This is a genomic window from Octadecabacter sp. SW4, assembly GCF_008065155.1.
Lineage (GTDB): Bacteria > Pseudomonadota > Alphaproteobacteria > Rhodobacterales > Rhodobacteraceae > SW4.
Genome location: NZ_CP042819.1, coordinates 3,253,277 through 3,272,964, shown reverse-complemented (window position 1 = coordinate 3,272,964; position 19,688 = coordinate 3,253,277). Strand labels below are relative to the sequence as shown.

Annotated in this window: 19 protein-coding genes; 14 read left to right on the top strand and 5 right to left on the bottom strand. The window is 58.5% G+C overall.

Translation table 11 applies throughout. The features are described 5' to 3' along the window. Position 1 precedes the first annotated feature (1 nt). From FTO60_RS16230 to FTO60_RS16220, 3 genes are read left to right on the top strand one after another with little or no spacing between them, the layout of a single operon-like run. A complete protein-coding gene (locus tag FTO60_RS16230; protein WP_148056931.1) occupies positions 2 to 274 on the top strand; it encodes a YciI family protein in 273 nt (90 codons plus the stop codon). Then, on the top strand, positions 274 to 693 hold the full coding sequence (locus FTO60_RS16225; protein ID WP_148056930.1) for an EVE domain-containing protein: 420 nt from the start codon (positions 274 to 276) through the stop codon (positions 691 to 693). Before FTO60_RS16230 ends, FTO60_RS16225 begins: the two co-directional genes overlap by 1 nt. Positions 694 to 749: 56 nt before the next feature. Beyond that, positions 750 to 1,142: a DUF1761 domain-containing protein gene (locus FTO60_RS16220; protein WP_148056929.1), complete on the top strand. Its 393-nt coding sequence runs from the start codon at positions 750 to 752 to the stop codon at positions 1,140 to 1,142. Positions 1,143 to 1,361: 219 nt separating this feature from the next. Here the strand turns inward: FTO60_RS16220 and FTO60_RS16215 are convergent, their stop codons facing one another. Then, complete coding sequence (locus tag FTO60_RS16215) at positions 1,362 to 1,703, bottom strand: DUF2853 family protein (RefSeq protein ID WP_148056928.1); 342 nt, start codon at positions 1,701 to 1,703, stop codon at positions 1,362 to 1,364. Positions 1,704 to 1,920: 217 nt separating this feature from the next. Here FTO60_RS16215 and FTO60_RS16210 point away from each other — a divergent pair, with 217 nt between their 5' ends. Next, positions 1,921 to 2,493, top strand: a complete 573-nt coding sequence (locus tag FTO60_RS16210; RefSeq protein ID WP_148057191.1) for an HD domain-containing protein — start codon at positions 1,921 to 1,923, stop codon at positions 2,491 to 2,493. A gap of 215 nt (positions 2,494 to 2,708) precedes the next feature. Here FTO60_RS16210 and ahcY read toward each other — a convergent pair whose 3' ends face one another. Then, positions 2,709 to 4,097: an adenosylhomocysteinase gene (ahcY, locus tag FTO60_RS16205; protein WP_148056927.1), complete on the bottom strand. Its 1,389-nt coding sequence runs from the start codon at positions 4,095 to 4,097 to the stop codon at positions 2,709 to 2,711. A gap of 161 nt (positions 4,098 to 4,258) precedes the next feature. Between ahcY and FTO60_RS16200 the strand changes: the two genes are divergently transcribed. Continuing rightward, entirely contained in the window at positions 4,259 to 4,849 is a 591-nt protein-coding gene (locus FTO60_RS16200; RefSeq protein ID WP_148056926.1) for a class I SAM-dependent methyltransferase, read from the top strand. A 40-nt stretch (positions 4,850 to 4,889) separates the two neighbouring features. After that, positions 4,890 to 5,480, top strand: coding sequence for an HD domain-containing protein (locus tag FTO60_RS16195; protein WP_148056925.1), 591 nt, complete (start codon positions 4,890 to 4,892; stop codon positions 5,478 to 5,480). 50 nt (positions 5,481 to 5,530) lie between these two features. On the opposite strand, the gene FTO60_RS17775 is transcribed toward FTO60_RS16195, so the two are convergent. Beyond that, entirely contained in the window at positions 5,531 to 5,695 is a 165-nt protein-coding gene (locus FTO60_RS17775) for a hypothetical protein (RefSeq protein WP_172623916.1), read from the bottom strand. A 98-nt stretch (positions 5,696 to 5,793) separates the two neighbouring features. Here FTO60_RS17775 and FTO60_RS16190 point away from each other — a divergent pair, with 98 nt between their 5' ends. Next, the gene (locus tag FTO60_RS16190) at positions 5,794 to 6,669 is read left to right on the top strand and encodes a LysR family transcriptional regulator (protein WP_148056924.1); all 876 of its coding nucleotides are present in this window, start codon (positions 5,794 to 5,796) and stop codon (positions 6,667 to 6,669) included. A 72-nt stretch (positions 6,670 to 6,741) separates the two neighbouring features. On the opposite strand, the gene FTO60_RS16185 is transcribed toward FTO60_RS16190, so the two are convergent. After that, positions 6,742 to 7,296 (bottom strand): ActR/PrrA/RegA family redox response regulator transcription factor, encoded by a 555-nt coding sequence (locus FTO60_RS16185; RefSeq protein WP_148057190.1) that lies wholly within the window; start codon positions 7,294 to 7,296, stop codon positions 6,742 to 6,744. Positions 7,297 to 7,351: 55 nt separating this feature from the next. Further along, positions 7,352 to 7,972 carry an SCO family protein gene (locus FTO60_RS16180; protein ID WP_148057189.1) on the bottom strand — a complete coding sequence of 207 codons (621 nt, stop codon included), beginning with the start codon at positions 7,970 to 7,972 and terminating at the stop codon, positions 7,352 to 7,354. Positions 7,973 to 8,063: 91 nt separating this feature from the next. Here FTO60_RS16180 and regB point away from each other — a divergent pair, with 91 nt between their 5' ends. The 7 genes from regB (at position 8,064) to addA (ending at position 19,619) form a co-directional block, all read left to right on the top strand. Next, positions 8,064 to 9,449: a sensor histidine kinase RegB gene (regB, locus tag FTO60_RS16175; RefSeq protein ID WP_148057188.1), complete on the top strand. Its 1,386-nt coding sequence runs from the start codon at positions 8,064 to 8,066 to the stop codon at positions 9,447 to 9,449. Positions 9,450 to 9,517: 68 nt separating this feature from the next. Next, complete coding sequence (locus FTO60_RS16170) at positions 9,518 to 11,119, top strand: PAS-domain containing protein (protein WP_148056923.1); 1,602 nt, start codon at positions 9,518 to 9,520, stop codon at positions 11,117 to 11,119. Between the two features lie 40 nt (positions 11,120 to 11,159). Beyond that, positions 11,160 to 11,636, top strand: a complete 477-nt coding sequence (gene tsaE, locus FTO60_RS16165) for a tRNA (adenosine(37)-N6)-threonylcarbamoyltransferase complex ATPase subunit type 1 TsaE (protein ID WP_148056922.1) — start codon at positions 11,160 to 11,162, stop codon at positions 11,634 to 11,636. Continuing rightward, positions 11,629 to 12,621 (top strand): aminoglycoside phosphotransferase family protein, encoded by a 993-nt coding sequence (locus FTO60_RS16160; protein ID WP_148056921.1) that lies wholly within the window; start codon positions 11,629 to 11,631, stop codon positions 12,619 to 12,621. Before tsaE ends, FTO60_RS16160 begins: the two co-directional genes overlap by 8 nt. Further along, positions 12,614 to 13,288 (top strand): nucleotidyltransferase family protein, encoded by a 675-nt coding sequence (locus FTO60_RS16155; protein WP_148056920.1) that lies wholly within the window; start codon positions 12,614 to 12,616, stop codon positions 13,286 to 13,288. The genes FTO60_RS16160 and FTO60_RS16155 overlap by 8 nt, the downstream gene beginning before the upstream one ends. Continuing rightward, positions 13,285 to 16,233, top strand: a complete 2,949-nt coding sequence (gene addB / locus FTO60_RS16150) for a double-strand break repair protein AddB (protein WP_148056919.1) — start codon at positions 13,285 to 13,287, stop codon at positions 16,231 to 16,233. Before FTO60_RS16155 ends, addB begins: the two co-directional genes overlap by 4 nt. Beyond that, positions 16,230 to 19,619, top strand: a complete 3,390-nt coding sequence (addA, locus tag FTO60_RS16145) for a double-strand break repair helicase AddA (RefSeq protein ID WP_148056918.1) — start codon at positions 16,230 to 16,232, stop codon at positions 19,617 to 19,619. The genes addB and addA overlap by 4 nt, the downstream gene beginning before the upstream one ends. The last annotated feature ends 69 nt before the right edge of the window (positions 19,620 to 19,688 follow it).

Genomic DNA, 19,688 nt, shown 5'->3' with positions numbered 1-19,688 from the left:
CATGCGTTTTGCACTGATCACCAAAGACAAACCCGGCCATATCGAAGTTCGCAAGGCCAACCGCGATGCGCATCTCGCCTATATCGCCGAGATGGGCGTCGTGGAAATGGCCGGCCCGTTTGTCGACCCCGATGGCATGATGTCAGGGTCGCTGATCATTATGGACGTGGCTGATCGGGCCGCCGCGCAGGCGTGGGCCGACAATGACCCATATGCCAAGGCTGGATTGTTTGAAAAGGTCCGGCTTGAGCAGTGGAACAAGGTGGTTGGCTGATGGCTTATTGGTTGTTCAAATCCGAACCGTCGACATGGAGCTGGGAGCAGCAGGTTGCCAAGGGCGATGCGGGCGAAGAATGGGACGGTGTGCGCAACTATCAGGCGCGCAATTTCATGCGCGAGATGAAGATCGGCGATCTGGGTTTTTTCTATCACTCGCAGACTGAAAAGGCGGTTGTCGGCATCGTCGAAGTTTGCGCGACCGCCCACCCCGATAGCACAACCGATGATGATCGTTGGGAATGCGTTGATATCAAGGCTGTTCGCCCTTTCACGCAGTCAGTCGCGCTGGACCAGATCAAGGGCGATGAACGGCTGATAGACATGGTGCTTGTGAAAAACGCGCGGCTATCGGTGCAGCCTGTCACGCCGGATGAATGGCTGACCATTTGTGCATTGGGCAACACAAAGCCATAGATTGTGTGGATATTTGACGCCATAATTCCCTTCACCAATAAAAACAGGAGGGAAAGATGGGATATTTGTCAGTGATTGTCGCAGCGATCGCCGGCTTCGCCTTCGGGGCGGTCTGGTATATGACGCTGTCCAAACCTTGGATGGAAGCGAGCGGAATCAAGGTCGGAAACGATGGGCGGCCCGAAGGCGGATCGCCAGTGCCGTTCATTTTGGCCTTTGTCGCAATGCTGCTTGTCGCCGGGATGATGCGTCACGCCTTCGCTTTGGCTGACATCACGACTTTGGGTAAGGGATTGGTGTCTGGCCTTGGAATTGGGCTGTTTTTCATCAGCCCGTGGATCATGATCAACAACGCCTACGGGATGCGCCCGTTCAAGCTGACGGTAATCGACGCGGGCTATGCCACGTTTGGCTGCGCGATCATGGGCGCCGTTTTGATGCTGTTCTAGAAAACGAAAGGGTCCAGGCACCCCGCCCAGACCCTTTCTCTCACCCGCGTGCTCCCAAAGCCACCACACACGTATTTGAAATCTTGGTCCGGGCCATCCTGGCCGTAACCCTTGATAGCCCAAAGACGTGAGTCGAGGCAAAGGAATAGCCCTTAGGACTTGCCTAAAATGCGAAACGCCCACCCAACCGGGCGGGCGCTCACGCCGGTCACGGCGGATTTAGCCGTAAACAGATTCTTTGCCGAAGTGCTTGGTCAGCATGTAATAGACCACGGCGCGATACTTGTTGCGCTCGGACTGGCCGTAGGTTTGCAGCACCGAATTGATTGCTTCCATCAGCTGTGGGCTATCGGCAAGACCCAGCTTCTTGATCAGAAAGTTGTCTTTGACGGTTTCAAGTTCGCTGGGCTGGCTGCCGGCAACAGTCGATGCGTCCGCGTTATAGATCGCAGGACCACAGCCGATTGTGACTTTGGTCAGCAAAGCCATGTCAGGGGTCATACCGCATTTGTTTTTCAGATCGTCAGCATACTGCGCGATAAGGTCGTCTCTCTTGCCCATTTGAAATCTCCCACCAATGAAGCGTTTGGCCGCGAATATACGGCGCTAGGCGAATGGTAAGGCGACAAGGGGCGCACGGTAAAGGAAAAACAGGGGGAAAACGCGGGCGCTCGCGTCACTGCATATATCGCCAGACGCCGATTTTCGGCATACTGTGGCCAGCGATGATATCGGGAGCATCAAGATGACGGTCACAAGAACGGTCAGTTTCACCCAGATGAAGGACGGCACGCGCGAGGATTACGAATTGCTCGAGAAGCTCGAAAGACCCTATCTCGCAATGACGTCAGACCGGATCATGGATGAACTTCGCCGACAGGGCGAAGTGTCCCTTGAGGGGTATCCGCTGACCCGTCTGGATCACGGGCTGCAATCAGCCACCCGCGCGGAACGCGACGGCGCGGATATTGACTGGATCGTCGGTGCGTTGCTGCACGATATCGGTGACGGACTCGCCCCGCAAAACCACGATCGCTTTTCGGCCGAGGTGATCCGCCCGTTCGTCCGCTGGGATGTGGCGTGGGTCGTCGAACACCACGGGATCTTTCAGATGTTGTATTACGCCCATCACTATGGGTGGGACCGCGATGCGCGTGACCGCTTCAGGGATCATCCCTGCTTTGACAGTTGCGCCGAGTTTTGTGAACGCTGGGATCAGTCATCATTTGATCCTGACTATGACGCGCTACCAATCACGCATTTCGTCCCAATGGTCCGCGAGGTGTTCAACCGTAAAGCCTATGATCCGGCTGTCATCCGCGAAGGCTTCGTGTCGTCGCTGACAGCTTAGCGGCATCCACCGCACCCGCGATTGCAGATGGAAATGGTCTGCGTGCCGCACATCGTAATCCGGCGAAAGGGTCAAGCCAATCGAAGGCGCTGTCGCGGGCGGAAGGATGAATCCAAAGTAGCGCCACATGGCCGTGCGTAAGGTGCCGCACAGAACGCAAAACCGCCCCGTTTCGGGGCGGTGTTTTTATTCGTATCCTCGGGCATCAGGCCTGTTCAGTAGCGATAATGCTCGGGCTTGAAGGGGCCATCGGGCGACACACCAATATAGGCGGCCTGTTCAGGGTCCAGTTTTGACAGTTTCACGCCGATCCGGTCCAGATGCAAACGCGCGACCTTTTCGTCCAGGTGCTTGGGCAGGATATAGACACCGGGTTGGTATTCGTCGCCCTTAGTCCACAATTCGATCTGTGCCAACACCTGATTGGTAAAGGATGCCGACATCACAAACGATGGGTGGCCGGTCGCGTTGCCAAGGTTCAGCAGGCGCCCTTCGGACAGCAAGATCAGACGATTGCCGTTCGGCATCTCGATCATATCCACCTGTTCCTTGATATTGGTCCACTTGTGGTTCTTCAGCGCGGCAACCTGAATTTCATTATCAAAGTGACCGATGTTTCCGACGATCGCCATGTCTTTCATCTCGCGCATATGCTCGATGCGAATGACGTCCTTGTTGCCGGTGGTGGTGATGAAAATATCAGCGGAACCGACAACATCCTCAAGCAGAACAACCTCGAACCCGTCCATTGCCGCTTGCAGCGCGCAGATCGGGTCAACTTCGGTGACTTTCACGCGGGCACCTGCACCGCGCAGGCTGGCGGCTGAACCTTTGCCCACATCACCATAGCCCATGACGACGGCAACCTTACCAGCCATCATCGTGTCTGTGGCGCGGCGGATACCGTCAACCAGGCTTTCCTTGCAGCCATATTTGTTGTCGAACTTCGACTTGGTGACAGAGTCGTTCACATTGATCGCGGGGAATGGCAACTGCCCGTTCTTGTGCAGATCATAAAGGCGGTGAACGCCAGTGGTTGTTTCCTCGGATACGCCCTGAATGTCGGCCTTGGTCTTGGTGAACCAGCCTGGGGTTTGGGCCATGCGCTTTTGAATCTGCGCCTTGATCACCGCTTCCTCTTCGGATGTCGGCACGGCCAGCACATCTTCGCCAGCTTCCATGCGCGCGCCCAGCAGGATATAAAGGGTCGCATCGCCGCCATCGTCGAGGATCATGTTTGCGCCCTCGGGGAACATGAAGGATTTATCAAGATAGTCCCAATGCTCCTCAAGGCTTTGGCCCTTGATCGCGAAAACCGGCACACCGGCTTCGGCGATCGCGGCCGCGGCGTGGTCCTGTGTCGAAAAGATATTGCACGACGCCCAGCGCACATCGGCCCCCAATGCCACCAGCGTTTCGATCAGCACGGCCGTCTGGATCGTCATATGCAGCGAGCCGACGATGCGCGCGCCCTTCAAGGGTTGGCTTTTGCCAAACTCGTCACGGCAGGCCATCAGTCCGGGCATTTCCGTTTCGGCAATATCAAGTTCCTTGCGGCCAAATGCGGCAAGCGCAATGTCCTTAACAATATAGTCCTTCGCCATATCGGCTGCTCCTGCAATGATGTGTCGCGTGGCCCTTAACATTGCCTTCATCGTTAGGCAATCAAGGCTGCTCCGTTACTTTGCCCAATTAATGCCTCATTTTATTTTTAGCCTTACCCCTAACAAGCCGGAAAACCGGCAGATCAAAAGGGGCAGTGACTATGACCAAGGTACTTCGTCGTACCCGAAAGGGTGTATTGGGTTCATTTCCACTCAAGGGCCACGGTGCCGAGATTGGTGTGTTTCGCGGGCGATTCAGCACGGAAATCATCAACGAATGCCGCCCCGAAAAACTGTATCTGATTGACCCGTGGATCAACTTCGAAGATCCGCTTTATGAAAACACCTGGTATCACAAAGACAGTGATAACGACATGGAAGACGTGTTCGAGCGCGTCACGCGCCGGTTCAAGAAACGTGTTGAAAAAGGTCAGGTCGAAATCCTGCGCGGCAAATCGGTGGACGTGGCCGATGCGATCCCTGACGGGTCGCTTGATTTCGTTTATATTGACGGTGATCACAGCTATGATGGTGTAAAGGCCGATCTTGAGATTGCCTTTGCCAAGACCAAGGAAACGGCCGTCATCGCGATTGACGATTATTACATCGGCGGCTGGTGGAAAGACGGCGTGATCCGCGCGACCTCGGAATTTCTGGGTGCCCATGCTGATTGCTTGTCGATCATTGAATGCGTTGAAAAACAGATGATCATTCAGCGTCGCCCACCCGTGGATATGGCCCAAGCCGCCTGAGACTGATTGCAGATTACCGCCCATCTGCTATCCAAGGCCGATGAAACAACCACGCGCATGGCAAAGAATGCTGTCGGGTCGCCGGCTTGATCTGCTGGACCCGACCCCGTTTGACATCGAGGTCGAGGACATCGCGCATGGCCTTGCCTTTGTCGCCCGCTGGAACGGGCAGACGATTGGTGATTACGCCTATTCCGTCGCCGAACATTCGCTCTTGGTCGAGGATATCTTTGGCCAGATGAACCCAGGCGCGCCTATCAAATGGCGGCTTGCCGCGCTGCTGCACGACGCCCCTGAATATGTGATCGGCGACATGATCAGCCCCGTCAAAGCCGCCGTTGGCCCTGGTTACGGTGCGCTGGATGATCGGCTGATGGCGGCGATCCATATCCGCTATGGCCTGCCCGCACAGGTGCCTGTCGCGGTGAAAAAGCAGATCAAGAAGGCCGACAAGATCAGCGCCTGGCTTGAGGCGACCCAGATCGCCGGATTCACCAAAACCGAGGCCGACAGGTTTTTTGGCAAACCAGACCCAAAACTGGCCCAGAACTGCAAGATTCGCCTGCGTCCGCCTGTCGAGGCGCGCAACGATTATACCGCGCGCCATGCTCAGTTACTGGCCCAGATGTAACCTTGTCTGTATGGCCACCACCTGACGAATTGGCGGCCATACATCGTGAATTACCAAAGGTCGCGGTAGGGGTTGTGGCGATAGCGGTCCGGTTGGTTCGCGCGCCGCTTGGTCGGCACAAACCGATCTGCCCAATCGTTGCGTTTGTCGGGCAAGTGATCACCGCGATTGACCCGTGTCGCCGTGAACATCGCATCTGCAAGTATTGTAAACATGTCAGCCTCCTATGGCGTTGTTAATGAGCCTATGAATAAGGGACTTGCGTCTGAACGCCGAGTCAGCGAAATTGACAATATGTTAGCATGGCTTTCATATGGATTGGCGTGATATCCCGTCCCTGAACGCGCTGCGTGCCTTCGAGGCTGCGGCGCGACATGGCACGCTCTCGGCTGCCGCGCGTGAATTGAACGTCACACATGCCGCAATCGCACAGAACCTGCGCACGCTCGAGGCCCATTTCGGCTTGCCGCTGATGCTGCGCAGCGGGCGCGGTATGGCCCTGACACCGGACGGGCAAACGCTGGCGCTGAGTTTGGGCGAGGCATTCGCGCAAATCGGGTCCGCGACACGCGACTTGCTGGATCGCACCAAGGTGCGGCCCCTGCGTGTGGCTGTAACCCCGTCTTTTGCGGCCAACTGGCTGATGCCCCGGATCGGCGCATTCTGGGAAAAACACCCCGAGATCGAGGTAGAACTGATCCCCGGCATGGGGCTGGTCGATATGCGCGCCGACAATATCGACATCGCGATCCGTTACGGCAAGGGCGGCTGGCCCGGTGTCACATCGACGAAGCTCATGCCCGCCGGCCATGTCGCCGTTGCCGCCCCCAGCTATCTGAAAGGGCGCAAAATCACCTGCCTTGCCGATCTCAAGGGCGCGCATTGGCTGATGGATGGCGCGCGGTCCGAAGAGCGGTTCTGGATGGCGGAAAACGGGATTGATCTGGCGGACGAGAAGGTCACCGTTTTCCCAACCGGACAGCTATCGCGAGAGGCGGCGCGCGCAGGTTTGGGTGTTACTGTCTTGCCCGCCCCGATTGCTGCACCACACATCACGTCGGGCGTGTTTATTACCCTATGCACCGAGGAAAACAGCGCCACCGCCTATCACATCCTGACCCGTGCCGAGGTGGTTTCCGCCGCGCGCGACCAGTTTGTGAAGTGGTTGAAATCCGAGGCCGCGGCTTAGACCAATAGCCCGATGCGACCCATATGGTTTCCATACGGTTTCCATATGCATTCCATACGCTGTTTCTGAGCCCTACCGCGGGCTGCGTTTCGCCAGAATCCGCTGCAACGTGCGGCGGTGCATGTTCAAACGGCGCGCAGTTTCGCTGACATTGCGGTCGCACAATTCATACACCCGCTGAATATGCTCCCAGCGCACGCGATCCGCGCTCATCGGGTTCTCAGGCGGTGGCGGAAGGTCATCCCCCGTCGCCAAAAGCGCGTTCATCACATCGGTCGCATCCGCTGGTTTGGACAGATAATCAATCGCGCCGATCTTGACGGCGGCCACAGCCGTGGCAATCGCGCCGTATCCCGTAAGCACGACAATCCGGCTGTCGGGGCGGCGTTCGCGCAGCACTTCGACAACATCAAGCCCGTTACCATCCAGCAAGCGCAGATCAACCACCGCATAAGCAGGCGGGCGGGCCGTGGCGATGGCCTTGCCAGCGGCAACACAATCCGCGGTCTCAACAGAAAAACCGCGCTTTTCCATCGCTTTGGCAAGGCGGCGCAGGAACGGTTCGTCGTCATCCACAAGCAGCAATGTTTTATCCGGGCCGATCGCGTCCAGTTCAGTGTCCAAAATCGTCACTCCTGCAAGGTCCCCCTAGAGGTAGCCCGCCATCTGGTGCGGGTCAATTCTAAGAGGCCGCTTCGACGAAACACTGAAGGCTGTCGGCCATATCTTCGGGGGTGACATCGCGACGGTAAAATTCGACGAAACCGTAATCTGGGAACATGAGATAGGACATCGTCGAGTGATCCATCAGGTAATACTCCGGATCGTCACTGTCCCGCTTTGCATAGTATGTGCGATACTCGCGCGAAGCGGCGGCGATCTGTTCATCCGACCCGCTTAACCCGATCATTCGCTCGTGGAAATTTTCGGTAAAGTCTTTCAGGCGCTCCGGTGTGTCGCGGGCCGGATCAATGGAAATGAAAACTGGCGTCACTTGAATACCGCGCGCATCCAGCTCGTGGATCGCAAGTGCGTTGCGCATATTATCAAGCGGGCAGACGTCGGGACAAAAAGTATAGCCAAAATAAACCAGCGTTGGTCCGGTGATAACGTCTTGATCGGTGACGGTTGCGCCGTTTTCATCGACAAGCGTGAACGGCCCGCCAATATCGCCACCCGCGACCTGGCTTGCGCGGCACGCGGCGAAAGGATCATCTGGCGCGAAAATCTTTGTCATCGCTACGGCGCCGGTCACCAGGGTAAAGGCCGCGACTGCGGCGGAAATGACGACTGCTTTGCGCATGTGATCGACTCCGTCTTGGGTTTCGCGCATTGATCGACCGCTACAAGCCAAATAACAATGGTCCAGCTTGACGCACGTAGGGGCAAAACCACTGGCACAGATCGACATAGATATGTTCGCGGCACAGCGTCGAGGCAACTGGGTCCGGCTTCGCACGCTCGTGATATTACGATGGTTCGCGGTGGCGGGCCAGATCACTGCGTTATTTGTGGCCACGCAAGTGTTCGGACTGGTGCTTGAGGTCGGACTGGCGGCCATGACCATTGGCGCTTCGGTGATTGGCAATCTGTTCGCGATGTTCGTTTTCGCCGAGAACAAAAGACTGTCCGCCCTCGAGGCGACACTGATGCTTGTCTTCGATATCTTGCAGCTTGGTGTGTTGTTGTATCTGACCGGTGGCCTCAATAACCCCTTTGCCTTGCTATTGCTGGCGCCCGTGACGATTGGTGCAACGGTTCTACCGTTTCGTCATTCGGCGCTGCTGGGTGGGCTGACAATGCTGGTCATGACTCTGCTTGTGCGCTTTCATGTCGACATCCTTGCGCCAGGCGGCACGCCGCTTGCACTGCCTGATTTGTTCCTGTTCGGGTCGTGGGCGGCGCTGATGATCGGCGTGTTGTTTCAGGGGCTATATGCCCGCCAGATCACAACCGAGACCAATTCCATGCGCGAGGCACTGGTTGCCACGCAGATGGCCCTCGCGCGGGAACAAAAGCTGACCGATCTTGGTGGGGTCGTTGCCGCAGCGGCCCATGAATTGGGCACGCCACTTGCAACCATAAAACTGGTGAGCGGCGAGCTGATGGACGAACTCTCGGACCGGCCCGAGCTGCTTGAGGATGTGACGTTGATCCGCGAACAGGCCGACCGGTGCCGCGATATCATGCGATCGATGGGGCGCGCGGGAAAGGATGATTTGCACCTGCGGCAGGCCCCGCTGGAAACCGTTGTTCAAGAAGCAGCAGAACCACATATCAACCGCGGCAAGGAGGTGCGTTTCGCACTGGTTCCAATGGGCAGCAGTGACACGTCCCAGCCCCAGATCTATCGCCGTCCCGAAATTGTGCACGGGCTGCGCAACCTTGTTCAGAATGCAGTGGATTTTGCGCAAACGACTGTGCGGATTGAAATGTCGTGGTCGCAAAGCAGTATCGTGGTGCGCATTTCCGACGATGGCGAGGGTTTTCCCTCGTCGGTCATCGGCCGGATTGGCGATCCGTTCGTGCGGGCAAGACGGCGCGATGATGTCCGCACGTCGCGGCCCGGCTATGACGGGATGGGCCTTGGGCTGTTCATCGCAAAAACGCTGCTGGAACGGTCCGGCGCGACCCTTCGTTTTGCCAATGGTGGCGGACGCAGCCTGTCGGGTAAGACGGGCGGCGCGATCGTTGCGGTTGAATGGCCGCGCGCGGCCTTGGATGCGCGCTTGTCTGGTGACGGTGCTGGCCTTGGCGAAAACGAGCAGATCACCGAATAGCAACCGCTTAACACGGAATTAACCTATCTCTCTCACCTTGGCCGGGTGAACAAGGAGATCGCAGCAGAATGGTTTTTTCCGAATCAATCCAGATTGTGTTTGCAACCTTTGCCGGTATCGCCGCCGCGACGCTTATTTTTGGCGTATGGGCCTATCTGGGCCGACGCGAGCGTCAAACCGCCCGCGCCCTGCTGCGCGAGGCTGAAAGCACGGTCGTTTTCCTGTTCGACGATGACACGCTGGTAAATGCCACCCCCGAGGCGCGCAAATTGTTGCGACGCAGCGATAGCCGACTTTCGGATTGGGACGCGCTGATAACGCTGCTGCGCCCCCGCTTCCCACACATCCGTTCGCAGCTTTCCAACCTGGCCAAGAACGGCAAGGATCGGATTGCTGCCACCGATCAGGGTGCCGGTTTCATCGAGGCTGAGTTATGGGAAGGGCTTGCCCGTATCACCCTTTCCGAAGGGTTCATGACAGACGCCGACAAGACGGTCGATCCAATCACTCTTGAAGCGATCGAGGACGAGCTTGATAACCTGCGCGGACTGGGAGAGGCCGCACCGCAACTGATCTGGAAACAGGACGCCGAGGGTGTCGTGACATGGGCCAATCGCGCCTATTTGGACGTCATCGAAAAGATCGAACCGACACTTGACGATGAAACGCCCCCTTGGCCGCCAGCAACCCTGTTTCATGATATTGGTCGCGCCGAAGGCGATGCGCCCCTGGTTGAACGGCTTGTCGTCAAGGGACCATATGATGACAAGGAATCCTGGTTTGACGTGACGAGCCTGCGCCGCGGGCATGGATCGATCCATTTTGGTGTAGACGCCAACGCCGCCGTCAAGGCCGAGGTGGCGCAAAAGAATTTTGTTCAAACCCTTGCCAAGACATTTGCCCAGCTTTCAATTGGTTTGGCCGTTTTTGACCGCAGCCGCCGATTGGTGATGTTCAATCCCTCCCTGCTGGACCTGACCCAGCTTCCTGTCGAATTCTTGTCGTCACGCCCTACGCTGAGCGCAATTCTGGACCGGATGCGCGAGATTCAGCGCCTGCCCGAGCCACGCAACTATGCCACATGGCGCGAGGAACTGTCCGCTTTTGAATCGCAAGCCGCCAACGGCACCTATTGCGAAAACTGGAGCCTTTTGGGTGGGGAAACCCTCCGCGTGACGGGTCGTCCGCATCCCGACGGGGCCATCGCGTTCCTGTTCGAGGACATCAGCGCCGAGATTTCACTGACCCGCCGGTTTCGCTCGCAGGTCGAACTTGGTCAGCATGCTCTCGACACCATCGACGAAGCTGTTGCCGTCTTTGCGCCCTCTGGCCAGATGACGCTTTCGAACCGGCCTTATGATGATCTGTGGTATGGCGCGGGCGGTGGGACGGGCCTGACCGACAAGCGCATCTCTCAAGAGGTCGCAGTCTGGCAGGAGCAATGCGCCCCGACCGGCACATGGGCAAGGATCACCGATTTTGTGAGCGCCTATGGTGAACGCGAACCCGCGCAGGCTCGCGCGCAACTGCAAGACGGGCGCATGTTGAACTGCCGCATGACACCGCTGCCGGGTGGGTCTGCCTTGATCGGGTTCTCCATTACCAAGACACAAGGAGCGGCCGAGTCCGAAGACCGTTATTCCGAACCCTTTGTTGCCGCGCGCTCGTGATTTGACTTGCGGGTGGCGACCAAGAACATAGTCTTGGAGAATGAAATTCCACGCTGGCCCGATTGCTCTCAGATCCGAAGATGAAACCGCTGCGCTTGCCCGCCGTTTGGCCGGGATATGTGTTGCCGGTGACACGATCCTGCTTGAAGGCCCGATTGGGGCGGGCAAATCCGCATTGGCGCGGGCAATCATTCGCGCGCGTATCGGCGAAGGCGAGGACATTCCATCACCGACATATACCCTTGTGCAGACCTACACTGATGCCGACGTCGAAATCTGGCATTGCGACCTCTATCGCCTGACCCAGATCGACGACCTGATCGAGCTTGGCCTTGATCAGGCATTTGAGAACGCGATCTGCCTGATCGAATGGCCTGACCGGCTTGGCTCCCTCGCGCCAGAGAATGCGCTTTGGCTGACAATGGCCGCTCCAAAAGACGCCAACGATACGACGCACAGCCTCTCGGCCAAGGGTGGTCGTGACTGGGCAAAGCGGTTGGAGGGTGTTTTTGACTGACCGCGCGACACGGATCACAAGGTTGCTGGCGGAAACCCGTTGGGCCACTTGGGGGCGTCTGCCGCTTGCCGGGGATGCGTCGGCACGGCGATACGAAAGGCTGGTGAACCCGGATACCGGCGAGAGTGTGATACTCATGGATGCCCCGCCCGAAAACGGCGAGGACACCGCACCGTTCCTGCGGATTGCCAAACATCTTGACGCCTGCGGACTTCACGCACCCGCCATTCATTTCGCAGACGCGGGCGCTGGCATTTTGATTCTCGAGGACCTGGGCGACAATGTTTTTGCGCGCTGGGGTGAAAGCCATCCACCAGACACGACCAAGCTTTACCGTGCTGCGATCGACGTTCTTGTTACGCTGCACCGGCATAAGCCCCCGGCAGGATTGCAACGCCTTGATCCCAAGGCTGGACCGCAAATGGTCGGGCTGGTCGCAGACTGGTATGCGCCCGGGATGGATATGTCAGCCATCCAGACCTGTCTTGCAACGACCCTGCGTCAGTTCGCCAACGGACCCTACGTTTTGGCGCTGCGCGACTATCACGCCGAAAATCTGATTTGGTGCCCTGACCTTCATGGCGATGCCCGTGTGGGCCTCCTCGATTTTCAAGACGCGCTGCTTGCGCATCCCGTGTATGATCTGGTTTCGCTTTTGCGCGATGCCCGACGCGATGTCGACCCAAGGTTGCGCGCAGAGATGATTGCCTATTTCACGCGTGAATCTGCACTGAATGACGGCGCCGTTTCGAGTGCCTTTGCCGCCATCGGTGTGCAGCGCAATCTACGGATTCTTGGTATTTTTGCACGCTTGTCCCTGCGCGACGGAAAGGCGCGGTATCTAGACTATATGCCACGGGTCTGGGCACATCTGCTTGATGATCTGCGGCACCCTGGGCTGGGTGAACTACAGGATATCGTCTTGCGGCAACTGCCTGAACCAAACGTTGCGACACTCGCAAGACTGCGCGGCGCGGATGCCTGATGCGGTGCTTTTCTTTGCGGCCGGGCTGGGGACGCGTATGGCGCCCCTGACTGCTGATCGGCCCAAACCGCTGATCACAGTCGCGGGTAAGACATTGCTTGATCATGTGCTGGGTTTTGCTGTCGATATCCCGCGCAAAGTGGTGAATGTGCATTACAAGGCCGCAATGCTGCGCGCCCATCTAGCCGGGCGCGATATGGCGATATCAGACGAGTCCGACCTGCTGCGCGAAACCGGTGGCGGGCTGCGCCATGCCTTGCCGCTTTTGGGCGAAGGTCCGGTGTTCACGATGAACACTGACGCCGTGTGGCGCGGGCCCAACCCGTTTGAAACCCTCGCGGGCGCGTGGAACCCGGACAACATGGATGGTCTCTTGCTGCTTGTGGACCACGACCGTGCGCATGGCCACGCGGGCAAAGGTGACTTTGAGATAGCCGCCGATGGCCGGATCGACTGGGGGCCGGGGCCTATTTATACAGGCGCACAAATCATGCGCACCGACGCCCTGTTGCAGGTGCCCGAGGATGCATTTTCCATGCATGTTTTTTGGAACGATATGCTTGCGCGGCGGCGTCTTTATGGTGTCGTCTATGATGGTAACTGGTGCGATGTCGGACGGCCCGAGAGCATTCCTGTTGCCGAAGCAATGTTAATAGGGGCTCTGTGATTTTTAAGACCGCAAAGACACCGCGCGTTTTTGGCCTCCCGCCCGGAGTCGATTTTGCGCGCGCCCTCGTTGATGGCCTGCTTGATCGTGGCGGCGCGCTGCCACCTCAGGATTTCGCCAAAATCGAAGTTTACGTCAACACGCGCAGGATGCAGCGCCGCCTTGTATCGATGTTTGATACTGGTCCGGCCCGCCTCTTGCCGCGCATACGGCTGGTGACCGATCTGGCGCTTGATCCGCTCGCGGCAGACTTGCCGCCACCCATCGCACCGCTGCGGCGGCGGCTTGAGTTGTCGGTGCTTGTCTCTGATCTGCTTGAACGACAGCCCGACCTTGCCCCGCGCACGGCTTTGTTTGACCTGTCCGATAGCCTCGCCGCCTTGATGGACGAAATGCAGGGCGAGGGTGTGTCGCCCGAAAAAATCGCTGGTCTTGATGTCTCGGATCAATCCGGCCATTGGGCGCGGGCGCTGCAGTTCGTGGACATCGTGCAGCGCTATTTCGACGTTTCGCAGGAACCACCGGATCAAGAGGCGCGCCAGCGATATGTGATTGAGCGCATGATTGCGCGTTGGCAGGAAACACCGCCACAACATCCGATTATCGTTGCCGGCTCGACAGGATCACGCGGGGCGACCGCCCTGTTCATGCAGGCTGTCGCTGGGCTTCCGCAGGGCGCGGTTGTTCTTCCAGGGTATGATTTTGAAATGCCTGATGCAGTCTGGGATCGTTTCGAAGACGCGCTGACCAGCGAGGATCATCCCCAGTTCCGGTTCGTGCGCCTGCTGCGCGATTTGGCACTGACACATCGCAACGTGCAGTCGTGGCACGGACCTGCCAAGGGAAACCCTCGCAATGCGTTAGTGTCTTTGGCATTGCGGCCCGCCCCCGTCACCGATCAATGGCAATCCGAGGGCGCAGATCTGAAGGATCTGACCGAAGCCACAAAAGATGTCACGCTCGTCGTCGCAAGCTCTCCACGCGCCGAGGCCGAAGCGATTGCGCTGCGCCTGCGCCAAGCTGTCGATGATGGCATAACGGCGGCCTTGATCACGCCTGACCGGATGCTGACACGCCAGGTCGCGGCCGCACTGGAACGTTGGGATATCACGCCGGACGATAGTGCCGGCCTGCCCTTGCCGCTTAGCCCGCCGGGGCGATTCTTGCGCCACGTTGCCGATCTTTTTGGCGAACGATTGACTGGCGAGGCCTTGCTGACACTTCTCAAACATCCGCTGACCCATTCCGGCAGCGCCGGGCGCGGTGCGCATCTTTTGCGGTCGCGCGAACTGGAGTTGCAGCTGCGCCGCTTCGGGCCGCCCTATCCTGATGCGGACAGTCTGCGGGCCTGGGCTGGCCATGGCAAAAACCCCGATCCGGCGCGTATGGCCTGGGTCGAATGGTTGGTCATAGCGCTTGACGGCATTGGCGATGCCGGCCCGCGCAGTCTGTCGGAACACCTTGGCGATCATTTACGGCTGGCCGCCCTTTTGGCCGCTGGCCCAGACGCCGCTGGATCAGGCGGGCTCTGGGACGAGGCGGCGGGCCGTGAGGCTAGGCGCATTTGCGACACCCTTGTCCAGAACGCGGATGCCGGCGGGGTTCTTGGCCCCCGCGACTACGCAAAACTGTTCGGCGCCGTTCTGAACACCGGTGAAGTGCGTGACCGCGACAAGGGCCATCCGCAGGTGCTGTTTTGGGGCACGCTCGAGGCGCGCGTGCAAAGCGCCGATCTTGTGATCCTTGGGGGCATGAACGAAGGGTCGTGGCCCGAAGCCGCCAAGCCCGATCCTTGGCTCAATCGCAAAATGCGCCTTAATGCAGGGCTGCTGCTACCAGAGCGCCGGATCGGCCTTGCAGCCCATGATTTTCAGCAGGCCGTCGCCGGAAAAGAGGTTTGGATTACCCGCGCCCAGCGCTCGGAGGAGGCGGAAACCGTGCCGTCCCGCTGGGTGAATCGCTTAACCAACCTTCTTGGTGGGCTGCATGAGGGGGGCGGGCCCGAACTGCTTGCCAGGATGCAGGCGCGTGGCGACCGCTGGCTTGCAATGGCGACACAGTTAAGCACACCGGATCAGCGCACCGCGCCCGCATTGCGACCATCGCCGCGCCCACCGGTAAGTGCGCGCCCCAAAGGGCTTTCCGTCACCCAGATCAAAACGCTGATCCGCGATCCCTATGCAATTTACGCGCGCAGTATTCTGGGTTTGAAACCGCTTGATCCATTGACACCAGAAGCTGATGCGCCGCTGCGCGGTATCATTGTGCACAAAATTCTCGAACGCTTTGTGCGGTCTGGCCCTGCGCCCGACGATCCAGATGCGCGCAGCGCGCTGTTGCAGGTTGCAAGGGACACGATCGATGAAATGTGCCCCTGGCCTGCCTACCGGGTGTTGTGGCTGGCGCGGTTCACGCGGGTGATCGACATCTTTCTGACGGAGGATACCGCACGACGCGCAATCGCCACCCCCGAAGGTTTCGAAGCCGAGGGTGCGCTTCGCTTAACGGGGCTGGACTTTGAAATCAAAGGGCGGGCCGACCGGATTGATCGTTGCGCAAATGGCGGCGTCATTCTTTACGACTACAAGACCGGTGCGCCGCCCAGCCAAAAGGAACAGGGGCGGTTCGATCTGCAACTTTTGCTTTTGGCCGCAATGGCGGACCGCGCAGCGTTCAAAAGTATCGGCAGGGCACGCACCGAGGCTGCGGTATATATCGGGCTGGGAAGCGATCCGAAATGTATCGCTGCACCGTTTGACGAACATCCACCCGATAAGGTCTGGGCGGAATTTCACGATCTGATCGGCGACTGGATGCGCCAGCCGCGTGGCTACACGGCCCGTCTTGCGCATATGAAACGCACGGATACCGGCGATTATGATCACCTGTCGCGCTTTGGCGAATGGGGTGACGGCGACGGGATCGCACCCGAGGATTTGACATGACCGCCCCGGACGAAGCCACGCAACGTCAAATCGAAGCGTCGACTCCGCAAAATTCAACCTGGCTGTCTGCGAACGCCGGTTCGGGCAAAACCCGTGTTTTGACGGATCGGGTGGCCCGGCTATTGCTCAAGGGCACCGACCCGCAGAACGTCCTGTGCCTGACCTATACCAAAGCCGCCGCGAGCGAGATGCAAAACCGCCTGTTCCAACGGTTGGGGGCATGGGCAATGATGGACGACTCGCAACTTCGCGCCGAATTGCGCGATTTAGGCGAGTTAGGGTCGATCGATACCCATCTTTTGCGCCAGGCGCGTGTTCTTTTTGCGGGCGCCATTGAGACACCAGGCGGTTTGAAAATCCAGACAATCCACTCGTTTTGTGCGGGGTTGCTGCGCCGTTTCCCGCTTGAAGCAGGGATCAGTCCACAGTTCACCGAAATGGAGGATCGCGCCGCCGAGCTGCTACGCGCCGAGGTTGTTGATGCAATGGTGCTGGGGGCTGACGCCGATGTCGTCCACGGCCTCGCCCAGCATTTTTCGGGGGAAGGCCTGAGCAAGATCACTGCTGAAATCGCCAGTCACGGCGCGCGATTTTTGGGACAGATGGATGAAGCGGCGCTTGCGGCTGCCCTTGGATTGCAGCCAGATGCCTCGCGCGATGATGCCATCGACATAGCCTTTGATGGGAGCGAGGCATCGATTGTCAGCGACCTGGCAGCGGTATTTTCCGGGCAGTCCAAAACCTATGTGAATTTTGCCGCCGATCTTGCCGCGTTGAATTTGACCAGCCCGCAATGGGACGACCTGACTGTGCTGTTCTCCAAGTTCCTTTACGCAAAGGACAAAACCAGCAAATCCATCAACTTTCCACCTAGCAATCACAGCAAGGCCGTCGAGGCGATGGCGCCAATTGCCGAGGATGTTCATGCCTGGATGGATCGCACCGCCACCGCTTTTCAGCACCTGAATGCCTGCGCTGCGCTGGAAAAAACCCGCGCGCTTTACGCGTTTGCATCAAAATTCGTGCCGCAAATGGAAGACGCCAAGCTGCGCCGCGGGATGCTGAGCTTTGACGATCAAATTCGCAAGGCCCGCGCGTTGCTGACTGATCCGGTCGTCGCACAGTGGGTCTTGTTCCGGCTTGACGGCGGGATCGACCACATATTGGTCGACGAGGCGCAGGATACCAGCCCCGATCAGTGGGCCGTGATCAGGAATCTGGCGCAGGAATTTTCAACCGGCGAAGGCGCGCGCCCCGATCGCAAGCGCACGATCTTTGTGGTCGGCGACAAAAAGCAGTCGATCTATTCATTTCAAGGTGCAGACCCCGAGGGTTTTGACCGGATGCGCGCGCATTTCAAGGCAGAACTGGCCCGCGTAGATGCCGAACTGCATGATCTGTCGCTTGAACATTCGTTCCGGTCGTCCTGGGCGATTCTGAATTTGGTTGATCACACGTTTGTGGGCGAAAGGGCCGAAGGGCTCGAGTCCGAGGTCAGCCACCTAGCGTTCAAGGAAAATATGCCCGGTCGTGTTGATCTGTGGCCCGCCATTGAACCCGAAAACAACGGCGACCCTGACCAGCCCTGGTTCAAGCCGGTCGACGCCAAGGGCGCGCGCCATCACACCGTGAGGCTTGCTGAGCAGATCGCCAATGAGATTCATCGGATGATCAAATCAGAGACTATTCCATCTGAAGTTGGTCGAACTGACAGTTATGAACGTCGCCCCATCACCGCCGGTGATTTTCTGATCCTGGTGCAGCGGCGCAGTGACCTGTTTGGCGAAATCATCACTGCCTGCAAGGCCAAGGGGCTGGACGTCGCGGGTGCGGATCGGTTGAAGCTGGCGGCAGAGTTGGCGGTCAAGGATATCACCGCGCTGTTGCAGTTTGTCGCGCTGCCCGAGGATGATTTGTCGCTTGCTGCCGCCCTACGTTCACCGCTTTTTGGCCTGTCGGAACAGCAATTGTTTACGCTGGCACACGGTCGCCCCAAGGGCCGTTATCTTTGGCAAAATCTGCGCGATTCCCCAGCTATGTCAGATGTTTACGCCGTTCTTGACGATCTTCTGTCGAACGCTGATTTCTTGCGCCCTTACGATCTGGTCGGGCGTATTCTGACACGTCACAACGGGCGCAAACTGCTGCTGGCCCGCCTTGGCCCCGAGGCCGAGGACGGCATAGACGCGCTTCTGACGCAGGCGCTCGCTTATGAGCGCGCGGCGGTGCCAAGCCTGACTGGGTTCCTGAACTGGCTGGATACCGAAGACGTGCAGGTCAAGCGCCAGATGGACTCCGCCGGGGACCGGATCAGGGTGATGACCGTGCATGGCGCAAAGGGGCTTGAGTCGCCGATTGTGATCCTGCCTGACACCGCCAAGAACACCAAGGCCAACGAAATCCGCAGTGAAATCTATCGCGCTGACCCGAATGTGCTTTGGAAGGTCCGCAAGGAAGACATGCCCCCGCCGATGACGCAGATCCACGATGCGATGGTCGCCGCCCAAAGTCGCGAACGTCGACGACTGCTATATGTGGCGATGACCCGCGCCGAAAAATGGCTGATCGTGTGCGCGGCCGGTGACACCGGTGACCTTGACGATAGCTGGTATAGCACTGTTGCGGACGGCATGGCGCATGCGGGCGCGGTCACGCACCCTTTGCCGGGCGGCGACGGGTTGCGGCTTGGGCATCTTGACTGGGAGGGTTTGCCGATCGTGACGTCAAAACCGGTCACCATGGCCAGCCCAGCGCCGCCAGATTTCGGCTCTGTTCCTGCGCCAAATCACGATCTGGGCACATTTTCGCCTTCCAGTCTTGGTGGCGCCAAAGTCATGCCAGAAGACCCCTCAAGCTTTGATCTCGACGTTGCAATGTTACGTGGCTCCTTGATTCACATGCTGCTGGAACACCTACCGCTTTATCCTGTAGCGGATCGCCCGAGTATCGGCCGCGCCTTGATGCTGTCACAGCCTAACCCAATTGATCCGGCCGAAGCCGAAACGCTGATCACGCAAACCTGCGCCCTGATCATCGCACCACATCTGGCACATGTCTTTGCTGATACGACGCTGTCCGAGGTGGACATTACCGCCGACATCACCGCCCTTGACGGGCGACGCATGCACGGAACGATTGACCGGCTGATCATCACTGACGACAGCGTGCTGATCGTCGATTTCAAGTCCAACCGTCTTGTCCCCGATCACCCGGACAAAACGCCACTTGGCCTTGTGCGGCAGCTGGCCGTTTACCGTGACGCAGTTGCGCAAATCTATCCCGATCACCGGATTTCAGCGGCCATTTTGTGGACCGCAACGGCAGAACTCATGACGCTTTCCGATGCTTTGCTCGATACTTCTCTCGAAGGTGTGACCGTGGCTTGACGCCCTGCTGGTGCCTCCATACATTCCGCTTTCAATATGATTTGCGCCAAAGCGCCCCACAGGCCAAGG

Coding starts and splice junctions, on each gene's coding strand:
- tsaE (WP_148056922.1), top strand. CDS start 11,160: ATGAAATTCCACGCTGGCCCGATTGCTCTCAGATCCGAAGATGAAACC.
- FTO60_RS16170 (WP_148056923.1), top strand. CDS start 9,518: ATGGTTTTTTCCGAATCAATCCAGATTGTGTTTGCAACCTTTGCCGGT.
- FTO60_RS16155 (WP_148056920.1), top strand. CDS start 12,614: ATGCCTGATGCGGTGCTTTTCTTTGCGGCCGGGCTGGGGACGCGTATG.
- FTO60_RS16230 (WP_148056931.1), top strand. CDS start 2: ATGCGTTTTGCACTGATCACCAAAGACAAACCCGGCCATATCGAAGTT.
- FTO60_RS16210 (WP_148057191.1), top strand. CDS start 1,921: ATGAAGGACGGCACGCGCGAGGATTACGAATTGCTCGAGAAGCTCGAA.
- FTO60_RS16220 (WP_148056929.1), top strand. CDS start 750: ATGGGATATTTGTCAGTGATTGTCGCAGCGATCGCCGGCTTCGCCTTC.
- FTO60_RS16190 (WP_148056924.1), top strand. CDS start 5,794: ATGGATTGGCGTGATATCCCGTCCCTGAACGCGCTGCGTGCCTTCGAG.
- FTO60_RS16200 (WP_148056926.1), top strand. CDS start 4,259: ATGACCAAGGTACTTCGTCGTACCCGAAAGGGTGTATTGGGTTCATTT.
- FTO60_RS16195 (WP_148056925.1), top strand. CDS start 4,890: ATGAAACAACCACGCGCATGGCAAAGAATGCTGTCGGGTCGCCGGCTT.
- FTO60_RS17775 (WP_172623916.1), bottom strand. CDS start 5,695: ATGTTTACAATACTTGCAGATGCGATGTTCACGGCGACACGGGTCAAT.
- ahcY (WP_148056927.1), bottom strand. CDS start 4,097: ATGGCGAAGGACTATATTGTTAAGGACATTGCGCTTGCCGCATTTGGC.
- FTO60_RS16225 (WP_148056930.1), top strand. CDS start 274: ATGGCTTATTGGTTGTTCAAATCCGAACCGTCGACATGGAGCTGGGAG.
- addA (WP_148056918.1), top strand. CDS start 16,230: ATGACCGCCCCGGACGAAGCCACGCAACGTCAAATCGAAGCGTCGACT.
- FTO60_RS16215 (WP_148056928.1), bottom strand. CDS start 1,703: ATGGGCAAGAGAGACGACCTTATCGCGCAGTATGCTGACGATCTGAAA.
- FTO60_RS16180 (WP_148057189.1), bottom strand. CDS start 7,972: ATGCGCAAAGCAGTCGTCATTTCCGCCGCAGTCGCGGCCTTTACCCTG.